Below are 10,853 nucleotides of genomic sequence, written 5' to 3'. Positions count from 1 at the left end.
ATGTAAAAGGTCAAATGACCGCCAATGCTTGATTAGTGTAACCTAATAGGAGAATTGATGGGACCTATTACAGAACACCATTTGATGCTGTTTCTCATCCAGTTTGCATTGCTTTTGGGGCTCTGCAAGATCGCAGGCTACCTCTTCGAGAAACTGAAGCAATCCAGTGTGACTGCAGAACTTCTGGTGGGTATAGTTTTGGGTCCTGCCATATTAGGCAAGCTTGCTCCTGGGGTGCAAAGTTATCTTTTCCCCGATGATGTAGTTCAACGCTCCATGTTGGAAGCTCTGGCGTGGTTTGGCAACTTTTTTCTGCTGATGGAGACGGGCTTGGAGATCAATTTCTCCCGTGTGTGGAAACAACGCAAAGACGCCATCAAGCTCTCCGCAATAGATCTAGTTTTGCCCATCATTCTGTGCTTTGTCCCCATCTATTTCCTGCCGGAACGCTATCTTACCGATCCCTCTCAAAGAGTGCTGTTTGCCCTGTTTATCTCTGCTATCATGACCATCAGCGCCCTCCCCGTAGCCATTCGGGGATTGAGGGATTTGAACATCCTGAAAACTGATGTGGGTTTCTTGATCCTATCTGCTCTTACTATCAACGACATAGCCGGTTGGGTGATCTTCACTATCATCCTGGGTCTTTTTGCTCACGGATCGCTGGAGATCAGCTTTATCGTCCGCTTAGTACTGCTTACACTGGCATTCACCGTCATCAGCCTGACCCTTTTGCGAAGAGTCGTGGACAAGGCTATGACCTTTATCCACAACCATATGGGAGAAAACTCCGGTCTGAAGATTACTTTTATCATGGTAGTGGGTGCCATCTTTGGCGCTGCAACCCTGAACATCGGAATTCACTCTTTATTCGGTTTCTTCATTGCTGGAACCATCCTGGGTGAAACCACTCACATCACCGAACAAGACCGCTTTGTGATGAATCGCCTAGTTTATTCTGTGTTTGTACCCATTTTCTTTGCCAACATCGGTTTACACTTGGATTTTATCGCCAATTTCGATTGGTTCCTGGTACTGGTGATCAGCGCAATTGGTATTGGAGCACGCTATTTGGCAGCATATCTTGGCTCAAAGTGGTCTGGGCAAAGCAAATCCAATCTCTCCGTGATCGCCATCAGTCATACTCCGGGCGGGCAAATGCACATTGTGGTAGCCATGCTGGCATATTCCAGCGGCCTGATCTCCGAAAAAGTACTGGTAAGCATCATTGCTGCTGCCATTATCTCAACCATCGTCTTTGGCCCCTGGCTGTCTCAAACCGTGCGTAAGTTGAAACGAAGCATTTTTGACATCCTGTTTGACGAAGACGATGTATATATCGATTCAGAAAGCAGCACCCGCGATGAGATGCTGCGCTACATGAGCAGTATCGTGGCTCGAAAAACCAAGATCAGCCGGGACACCATTTATCACGAGATAAAACTGCGGGAAGAACAGATGAGCACAGCCATGGGAGGCTCAATTGCCATTCCCCACGCCCGCTTGGAAAACCTGGAGAAATCCTTTGTATTCGCTTTTCATACCAGACAAGGCCTGGAATGGGACAGTCCTGACGGCAACTTGGTGCGTTTAATAGTGTTGGTCATCACTCCCAAAGAATCTCCCAATGCCCAGCTACAGATACTTCAAGGCATCGCTGGCGCCATGCAGGATCACCAGAAAGCCCGTAACCTGGTAACCAGTAGAGACCGCCGCTTTGTGTGGGCAACCATCCGCAGCGAGTTGAACGCCTGTCAGCAATGTAATGTGGAGGTTTGACAATAATCATCCAAGCATCCTGATCGGCATTTTTTTACATGTACGAGCGAAAAAGAATATAAAGATCTATTCAAAGACAGGTCAAGATAGCAGATAGTAATGCTTGGAGATTATATTGTAGGTTGATACTTCCGGACAAAATAATGGCATCCCGTAGGGGAATCGAACCCCTGTTGCATGACTGAGAATCACGAGTCCTAGGCCACTAGACGAACGGGACGCAATAAAAAAGGCGCAGACGCACCTTAGCTCTATATATATTTGGCGACCCCTAGGGGAATCGAACCCCTCTTGCAAGAATGAAAATCTTGAGTCCTGACCGATAGACGAAGGGGTCGCAAATATTTGGTGATCCAGGATGGACTCGAACCATCGACTCTCTGCTTAAAAGGCAGATACTCTACCACTGAGTTACTGGACCCATTTTTAAATATGTTTTTCCAAACTTTTTTAGCGGCGTTTTTTTGTCAAGCATTTAGTATTCTCAAACCAAAAATAACTGGATGCACTGTATCTTATACCTTATCGTAACTTCAATGATGATCTAGTTCTCATCACAATACCTGTATGAACCAAGATCAAGGCATGATGATGGATATACGGTGCCACAAGGCGTGATCATCCATAGCCTCAATCTACATCACCTGTAATGCAAGGTGGTTTCGGTTACGACCGGAGCTTAGTCCTACTGCATAAACTCACTGTGATTCTGCTGTCTTCAGCTTTAGCAGTCTCCCCAAGGATCCCCCAATCCAGACTGTGTTTTCATCCACCGCACAGATAGTTTTGAACATTACAGATCCAAGAAGGTTGTAGTTCATTGTCCAGGAAAGGCCGTCATTCGTGGAGCTGTAAATGGACCCATAATCACCTACAAACCACATCTTGGAGCTTCCTGGAGCGGCACAGATTTCGTTTATGGTATAGTCACACAAGTGTTTGATCAGACTCCATGTTTGTCCCATGTCTTCCGTGCGATACACTTTCCCATCGCCTGTATCACTGTCCTCTCCGACCACCCACATGAATCCGGGTTCCCGGTAAAAGTATCCATAGTACTCGTGGTTAGTGTTCAAGCCCGTCGTCCAGGTTTCACCGCCGTCATTGCTGATGCGTAAACCCTGACCAAACATTATTATAGTAGATCCTTGTGCCCAGATTTCATTAAAACACAAGGTACCCTCATTACGTATCTGTGTCCAACTTTCTCCACCATCTGTGGTCTTGATCACAGCTCCGTAAATAGATACCAGATAGCCTGTTGAAGTGTCTTCAAAGTAAACGCCGCTGAACTGTTCGCTTTCGACAGTGCCGGCATCAATCAACTGCCAACTTCTGCCGCCGCTGGTGGTACGGAGCACTGTGTTCTGACTACCTACAATCCAACCAGTATTGGTATCCAGCCAAAACATATCTGACAAGTACGAATTGGTTCCAGTATTAACGTCGAACCAGGTCATTCCGCCATCAATGCTTTGTTTTACCTGCCCATTACTACCACAGAGCCAGCCATTATTAGCATCATGAAAGTGAATACTGTTGATGGTAAAATTCTGTCCCAGATCAATAACGTCCCAGTGCATTGGTAACATCGTGAAGCTGATCTCATTTCCCCAAACTTCTCCATGCTCATTCTTGGCATAAGACCTCACGTATACTTTCGCTCCCGGTTCCAGTCCGTAGAGAGTGTGAGACATGGTATAGGGATACTCATCATAGTATGGATCGAGGTCATAATGGTCTCCACTAAGATCAGGATTGGGATTTTCACCCCAGCATAGGGCCAGCTCGGTAAGAGGTGAATCGCCCGGAGAGATAATTTTGATACTTATATTCGGAATGCCAAGCTCTATCTGAGACACAGGAAGGGTTTCGATAACCGGCAAGCCTTTATTGGGATCGGTGCCGCTATCCCCGCAAGCCGTCAATAAAAGCAAAACAAAACAAGCGAAACAAATAACTGTTCTTTTCATAGTCTCCTCAATCTGTAGTAAACACAGTTTTTCCCATAGGATTATTCAGAGAGAATATGTCAAGCAACAATTTGTCTACTCACATCCCCTCCATTATCCAAAACATAGATTTGAGTCCTTACGAAACTCCAGTTCACATCACCAAAGCTTGTATAAACGAGGTCACAGAAACTTATAAGCTGATATCTCACATCCATCTAAAGCTCTACCTGAGCAGTTTCCAAGCCGCACTCAGGATGTCTTTGAGAGACCCTTGGGATGCGTAGTCGGGGTAAGCCAGACAGGGATACTGTAGGACTCTTCCACTTCGAGGGAATCCATTTCGCTAAATCAGCACAGTACAAACAGCTACAATGCTAGTGAATCGTCAAGGTACGAATGTCGTTTGTCTACTGGACCGTTAAACTCGAACTTGGCAGATAATCTACCAAACGGTTCAAAAGCTTTATTCCTCCTCTGGTTTATCGATACTTGAACCTGATATTATCGGGTTATCATCGAGTGAACACAGGATGATAACGGCTTGATATCAGCTTCAACACTGCATAGGGCAAAGGGAATGAGGAGCATGATTCAAAAGCTCCCTTAGGTCGTTGTGGCAACTCGCAGATTACCACACCATGCTTGACATGACACTAGTGAATCGGGACGTTTACGGGGCTTTCCCCCAGGATATTGCCGATATAATCAGTGGTATCCGCAGCAATGTGAAAAGTATGATTGTCACTTGTTATCACGTTGCTTTGGGGAATGCTTTCACTCAATATGCGCATTCTAATCCGGAGGCTATCACGCGTTACCAGCGGTTCGTCCTCTACCGGTTCGCTTTGCTGAGGCTTATCTTCCCTGCTAAAGAAATCCGGTGTTTTGAGCCAACCCTGCCGATATCCCTGAAATAGGATTGAGCCCAAAATAGCCACAATAACCACTATTCCCACAGTCCAGAGGAAGTTTGTGGAGAGCATTATCTTCTTTTCTTTCACTACTTTGCTGGGCTTGAACTCCTTTTTGGTGTTTGCCGGCATCATCACCCGGAATTCCTGCATCACGGCGTCCAAATCGGCTTCCAGATAGCGGGCATAGTTGTAAACCAATACTTTTACAAAGCCATAATGACCCAAGTCGAACAGCCGGTTTTCTTCTAATGCGCGAATCTGAGCTTCTCCGATGCGGATATCCTCCCAGATTTGGGCATAGTCTATCCCCTTGGCTTTTCTGGTCTCCTGAAGATACTTGCCTAGATTTTCCATGGATAGCTTCCCCGAAAGGACTCCGCAACCGTACCGGAAAGCAGGAGGCTGCCGTCACAAAGGTAATCAATCTGCAGCTCACCGCCCGGAACTTCCACATCCACTTTGCTATCGAGAATACCGCGCTGGATGCCAGCAAAAACCGAGGATGCGGCTCCGGTTCCACATGCCAAAGTAGGTCCGCAGGCATGTTCCCATATCTTCATCTGAATTCTGGCTCGGTTGCACACCTTGATAAAATGAGCATTTACGGGCTTTTCGAAGGCAGGATGGTTTTCCAGTATAGTGCCATATTTCAGATGAGGATCGTCCTCCAGGCTATCTACAAACACCACATAATGCGGATTACCGATGTTCACAAGGTCACCGGTAAATTGCTCCACTGGATAGCCCTTGCGTAGTAGCCTGGCTTTACCCAGATTCACCGTAACCTTCTCCCCATCTCGCCGGGCATGCTTTAATCCGGAATCGGTAAGGATATCCAAGTCGCAATTACCGGTTTTTTGCATCATCAGAGAAGACACACAGCGCAGAGCGCTGCCACACATTTCCGCTAAAGACCCGTCGTTATTGAAGATTGTCATCCGGGCGTCTGCTTCCAGGCATGGAGACATTAGCACCAAACCATCGGCTCCCACTCCAAAATGACGCTCGCAGACAGCAATAGCCAAAGCATGAAAATCGACCTCAGATAATGATTGTTCAAAAACATCCAACACTACAAAGTCATTGCCCTGAGCTTGCATCTTGATGAAAGGGATCAGCATAGTATATCCGCTATCAGATCCTTAAAGTTAAATACACCTTTTTTCCCGGCAATCCATTTTGCCGCCTGTAAAGCACCCAAAGCGAAGGTTGCACGGGATCGCACTACGTGGCTTAGCTCAATGGTATCTGCCTCGCTGTCGAAAGCCAAGACATGAGTCCCAGGTATCTTTCCGCCCCGCATACTGGCAAAATGAAGCTCATCTGCTTCCGGGCGCCGTTCCAGCCTGTCCCAAACCACCTTGCTCTTGCGGGAGCTATTATCCAGGATCAGTTTCGCCAATTCCACCGCCGTGCCGGAAGGGCTATCCGCTTTCTGAGCATGATGTTGCTCCCATGCCAGAAGGTCGTAATCGTCAAATTTGTCCATCAGCTTCACTGCATCTGCGATCAATCTGGAAAACAGGTTCATCCCCAAAGAGAAGTTTGCGCCATAAACCATGCCGATGCCGCTGGCTTTTGCTTTTTCCATGATGCGAGGCAATTCCTGATGCCACCCAGTGGTACCGATCACACAGGTCTGCCTCAGTTTGATCAGCCGTTCCAAATTGTTCAACACCACGGATGGATGGCTGAATTCGATGGCAACATCTGCGTTATTCAGGCTTTCCGGGCTTATTTCTCGCACAGCGCCATCCCAGGCTGGATCGATAATACCTACTACTTCAAAGCCCTTGTCCGGAGCCAACTGATGGAGCATTCTGCCCATCTTGCCATAACCGATCAGGCAGATTGTGTTCATTGTTTAGCCTTCGCTATATACACGTACCAATTCCTCGATGAAGGCAGTACCCTTTAGCAACTGGTCGGTTTTTATGTTTTCATGAACTGTGTGAACTTTATCCATCCCCGTTCCGGTAATGACCATCGGGAGACCCGTGGCAAAGATGATGTTAGCATCGCTGCCGCCGCCGCCAACTGTAGGTTGGCAGGAGATATTCAGCTTTTGCAAGGCTTTTTTGGTCAAGATTACTATGGGATCGTTTTCGCCCACTCTGAAGGCTTCGTACTCTTTTTCGCAAGTATATTCCAGCCGAGCACCCTGCTCCGCATACCGTGCTATGGTGCTCTCCAGGGCATGATGGATATCTTTACATACACGTTCTAATTTTCCAGGATTGTGGCTGCGAGCTTCACCATAGAGGAAAACCTTGTTGGGAACCACATTCGTGGCTTCACCGCCATTGATAATACCCAGATTGCAGGTGGTCTCAAAATCTATCCTGCCCATGGGCATGGCGGCAATGGCTTCAGAAGCTATCCGGATGGCATTCAACCCTTTTTCCGGTTCGACTCCCGCATGAGCCTCCACACCGTGAACAACCGCTTTATACGAGTTCTGTGCAGGAGCGCCGATCAAAAGCTCGCCAACCTGATGAGAATCCAAGGCAAAACCAAAGGCAGATTTTAGGCGGCTCTTGTCGAAACCTTTGGCCCCCAAAAGACCGATTTCCTCGCTAACGGTAAAGAGAATCTCCACCGGAGCATGATCCATGCCGCTTTCAACAATACGCTTTAGACCTATGATTATCTCCGCTACGCCGGATTTATCATCGCTGCCCAGGATGGTAATTCCGTCGCTGTAGATTGTTCCATTCTCAATTCTTGGTTTTACTCCGTTTCCGGGCTTTACTGTATCCAAGTGAGCGCAGAATAAAATTGGAGGTTTATCTATGTTTCCGGGAAGATATGCATAGATGTTTCCGGCATTTCCCCCCGTCTTTTTGTGGCAATCGTCTTCTTCTACTTTTGCACCAATGCTTTCCAGATCCTTTTTGACTGTGTCTGCCATTGCCCTCTCATTCAGTGATTCGCTATCAATGCGCACCAATTGCATAAAATAGCTGATAACATCATTTTGCATTGCGGACCTCGTTCCAGTTTTCAATTTTTTGCAATATTGTGAGTCCCTCAGATTTGTCAACTGCAAATCTTCACTGAGGCGATTAACTTACTTTTTTACTATATTTCTTACACTTCGCTGTTTTCTGATTATGTTAACTGGTATAGTCTAAATGCTGCTAATGATGGAATCATCCTTTCCTTTGGGGCAATTGCCGCGATCGCTCGACTGGGAGTACAGACCACATCTTTAGTAGCCATCTTCGGTGCTGCTACTCTAGACGGCGGTCTTGAGTTTGTGTCGGAACTGAAGAAGCAGATCGATGCCCCATTACAATCCACTTTTTGCGGCAGGTTTTAAGTGTATCAAGCATTCTTTAATTCAAAAGAAGACGATCTGCCAACCGATGATTGGAAATCCCCGGACATGGTGTGGAAAAATACACTAACTACCAAACCCTTTGGATTGATCAGCGCAAACCTGCTATTTGAAATGCGCTACGACAAAGAACAAGTACACGAAATGCAATGGAAACAAATGCTGGGTCTTGGCCCTAGCTATAATTTATTCTAAACGTCCACTATTACACCGGAGCTTCGGAAAGCTCCGATACAATCGGAATCCTCCATTACGGTGGGACAAGTACCCATAGCCCCGATGAATTTCACGAAATGCAGATATTCATTGACAGAATGGGTACTGACGCAAAGCATAGCAGAATAATTGTTACATACATTAGTTACAGGACACGGGAGTAGTCCAAATGCTGGAAATCGACATCAAACGTCTATATTACGGCGATAAAACGCTGCTATCTGACATCAGGCTCAGTGTGAAAGTATCGGAACGGATTCTGATCGTGGGACCTACAGGTGTGGGTAAAAGTTCATTGTTGAACACTTTGAATCTGATGAATCAGAATTATGAAGGCAGCATTCTGTACGAAGGCAAAGATCTTCGGGAGTACCCTCCTTTTGAGCTACGCAGCCAAATCTGCATGGTGATGCAAGAGCCCTATCTGGGTGAAGGAACCGTGCAGGATATATTGCTGGAACCGCTGTGGTTCCACTCCAACCGATCCCACAGAAGCGAGGAGCGCAGAGAGCGTATGTTGGGTCTGTTTCAGAACTTTCGTTTGCCTGAAAGCCATCTTACAAAGCAAGCCGAACAGCTATCCGGCGGAGAGAAGCAGCGAATTGCCCTGGTGAGAACCTTGCTGTTGAATCCCAAGATACTTTTGCTGGACGAAATTAGCTCTGCTTTGGATCAGAATACGTCCGGGATTATCTCGGACTGCATATTCAAGCACTATCCCGGCGCAGTAATTGCGATCTCCCACGATCCATTGTGGCATGCCCGTTGGGACCGAAACTGGACTTTGAAAGACGGCATGGTCATCGATAACAAGGAGCTGTGAATGGATATCTCATATCTTGGATTAGGATTTGCCCTGCTGCTTTTGATCTTCCCGATCCTGATCTTTATTCAGTTGAAATTGAAGCTGATCGGTCAGCTTTTCAGTTCCTTCGGCAGAATGATTGTACAATTGAGCTTGATGGGAGTCTGGCTGGAATTCCTCTTCACTCAAAGGATCTCCTGGCTCACACTGCTGTGGATGCTGGTAATGGTCTCAAACGCAGTTTTCACCTTGCGAAGTAGGCTCAAATTTCAGCGTCGCATCTTGTTACCCATCTTTGCTACCGCACTGTTAAGCACCAGTTTAGTGGTGATGCCATGGATCCTGATCATGGTGATTCGCCCCGAACCCATTTTCTCTCCGGAGTTCGCCATCCCCATTTACGGTATGATTCTGGGCAACAGCATGAACAGCTTGGCTTTGGCTATGGAGCGTTTTGAAAGCGGACTTACCGACAACTGGAAGGCATATTACACCCGCCTTAGTCTGGGAGCGACACTCTGGGAAGCAGCTTTGCCTACCTTTCGCAAGGCTATGCATGCTTCCTTATTGCCGCAATTGCTTTCTGTAGCCTCCATGGGCGTCGTTAGTCTTCCTGGGATGATGACCGGCCAGATCCTGGGAGGAGCTTCACCCTTGGTGGCCATCAAGTATCAGATGATGATAATGATTGCCATTTTCAGCGGAGTCTGCCTCACAGATTATCTGGGCATCAGGCTTTACTTACGCAAGCGTTTCGATAAATACTATCTGCCCCTGGAGGAAATATGACAAGCACAATCAAACTTCCCGCTCCCACTCACATGGCTGTGGTCTCCACTATCAAAAATAACCGTTCCAGTCTGCGGCCAATGACCATGATCAACCAAAATGGCAGGCTTTATTTTGCTACCGGCAGTCAAGATGCCAAAGTAGCTCAGATCAAAGCTAATCCACAGGTGGAGTGTCTTGTGTTGCAAAGTGATGCGCGGGGTAACGGTTACTTTCGGATCGCCGGCAATCTGGAGATTATTACAGACCTCTCCGTAAAGAAATCCGTAGCGGATTTTGCCCCCTTTATTTATCAATATTGGAAGGACGCTTCCGATGCAGACTATGTGTTGTACGAACTTTTCGTAGATAGCTGTCGCTATTTGGATCCTGGAGCAAACTGGGAAACAAGAGTGTAAGTAAGGCTGTGTTATATCTTATCTTGAGCGTTCTGTGCTCGGTGTTGATCGCGAACTTTCTAATGCTGTTGGGTCGCAGAGAATCGCTGTATATGATGCCGGTATTTTGGGGCAACTACTTCGTAGCGGCACTGTCTAGCGCTAACCGCCTGCATCCCGGTGTTATCCTAGCTTTTGACATCAACAGCAAGCGAAGCCCTGGAATACTTTCGCTTCAACAATTGCCCTGATCTCCTGATCACAGATATCGTAATGCTTGGGATGAACGGTATGGAATTGGTGGAGGAAGTCAAGAAACTGCAGCCTGCTCAAAAGATCCTGGTTATGTCTGGATACACTGATGACATAGTCCTTAGTAATGGTCTACTGGGAAACACAATACCCTTCATACCCAAACCATTTACTGCCAGCCAGATCAGTCCCGTTATACGCCAAATCCTGGATCAATAGAGTGTTACCTTGCATCCATCAGCGGTAGCTTCTAGTGTCATGTCAAGCTTGGAGTACCACAACGACCAAAGGGAGCTTTTGAATCATTCTCCTCATTCCCTTTGTTCTATGCAGTGTTGAAGCTGATATCAAGCCGTTATCATCCTGTGTTCACTCGATGATAACCCGATAATATCAGGTTCAAGTATCGATAATCCAGAGGAGGAA

Annotated in this window: 10 protein-coding genes, 3 tRNA genes and 1 pseudogene; 6 read left to right on the top strand and 8 right to left on the bottom strand. The window is 46.9% G+C overall.

The features are described 5' to 3' along the window. Positions 1-57: 57 nt before the first annotated feature. Positions 58-1,779 (top strand): cation:proton antiporter, encoded by a 1,722-nt coding sequence (locus PHF32_03265; protein ID MDD4559748.1) that lies wholly within the window; start codon positions 58-60, stop codon positions 1,777-1,779. A 144-nt stretch (positions 1,780-1,923) separates the two neighbouring features. On the opposite strand, the gene PHF32_03260 is transcribed toward PHF32_03265, so the two are convergent. The 8 genes from PHF32_03260 to PHF32_03225 form a co-directional block, all read right to left on the bottom strand. After that, a tRNA-Glu gene (locus PHF32_03260) sits at positions 1,924-1,999 on the bottom strand. A gap of 42 nt (positions 2,000-2,041) precedes the next feature. Further along, a tRNA-Glu gene (locus PHF32_03255) sits at positions 2,042-2,116 on the bottom strand. Between the two features lie 9 nt (positions 2,117-2,125). After that, positions 2,126-2,200, bottom strand: a tRNA-Lys gene (locus tag PHF32_03250). 277 nt (positions 2,201-2,477) lie between these two features. Next, entirely contained in the window at positions 2,478-3,752 is a 1,275-nt protein-coding gene (locus PHF32_03245; GenBank protein MDD4559747.1) for a YCF48-related protein, read from the bottom strand. Positions 3,753-4,387: 635 nt separating this feature from the next. Further along, positions 4,388-5,002, bottom strand: a complete 615-nt coding sequence (locus PHF32_03240; GenBank protein ID MDD4559746.1) for a helix-turn-helix domain-containing protein — start codon at positions 5,000-5,002, stop codon at positions 4,388-4,390. Beyond that, the gene (dapF, locus tag PHF32_03235; protein ID MDD4559745.1) at positions 4,990-5,769 is read right to left on the bottom strand and encodes a diaminopimelate epimerase; all 780 of its coding nucleotides are present in this window, start codon (positions 5,767-5,769) and stop codon (positions 4,990-4,992) included. The genes PHF32_03240 and dapF overlap by 13 nt, the downstream gene beginning before the upstream one ends. Continuing rightward, on the bottom strand, positions 5,763-6,509 hold the full coding sequence (gene dapB / locus PHF32_03230) for a 4-hydroxy-tetrahydrodipicolinate reductase (protein ID MDD4559744.1): 747 nt from the start codon (positions 6,507-6,509) through the stop codon (positions 5,763-5,765). Before dapB ends, dapF begins: the two co-directional genes overlap by 7 nt. Before the next feature lie 3 nt (positions 6,510-6,512). Further along, positions 6,513-7,631: a M20/M25/M40 family metallo-hydrolase gene (locus PHF32_03225; protein ID MDD4559743.1), complete on the bottom strand. Its 1,119-nt coding sequence runs from the start codon at positions 7,629-7,631 to the stop codon at positions 6,513-6,515. Between the two features lie 171 nt (positions 7,632-7,802). On the opposite strand from PHF32_03225, the pseudogene PHF32_03220 reads away from it, so the two are divergent. The 5 genes and pseudogenes from PHF32_03220 (at position 7,803) to PHF32_03200 (ending at position 10,646) form a co-directional block, all read left to right on the top strand. Then, positions 7,803-7,901 (top strand): annotated as a pseudogene (locus tag PHF32_03220) (mechanosensitive ion channel family protein). 472 nt (positions 7,902-8,373) lie between these two features. Continuing rightward, positions 8,374-9,027 carry an ATP-binding cassette domain-containing protein gene (locus PHF32_03215; GenBank protein MDD4559742.1) on the top strand — a complete coding sequence of 218 codons (654 nt, stop codon included), beginning with the start codon at positions 8,374-8,376 and terminating at the stop codon, positions 9,025-9,027. Beyond that, positions 9,028-9,798 (top strand): ABC transporter permease, encoded by a 771-nt coding sequence (locus tag PHF32_03210; GenBank protein MDD4559741.1) that lies wholly within the window; start codon positions 9,028-9,030, stop codon positions 9,796-9,798. After that, positions 9,795-10,196: a pyridoxamine 5'-phosphate oxidase family protein gene (locus tag PHF32_03205; GenBank protein MDD4559740.1), complete on the top strand. Its 402-nt coding sequence runs from the start codon at positions 9,795-9,797 to the stop codon at positions 10,194-10,196. Before PHF32_03210 ends, PHF32_03205 begins: the two co-directional genes overlap by 4 nt. 174 nt (positions 10,197-10,370) lie before the next feature. After that, positions 10,371-10,646 carry a response regulator gene (locus PHF32_03200; protein MDD4559739.1) on the top strand — a complete coding sequence of 92 codons (276 nt, stop codon included), beginning with the start codon at positions 10,371-10,373 and terminating at the stop codon, positions 10,644-10,646. Positions 10,647-10,853: the final 207 nt, after the last annotated feature.

The sequence above is a fragment of the Candidatus Cloacimonadota bacterium genome (genome assembly GCA_028706475.1).
Taxonomy (GTDB): domain Bacteria; phylum Cloacimonadota; class Cloacimonadia; order Cloacimonadales; family Cloacimonadaceae; genus UBA5456.
Note: the sequence above shows the minus strand (reverse complement) of the source record. Positions and strands in the feature narration are given on the sequence as shown.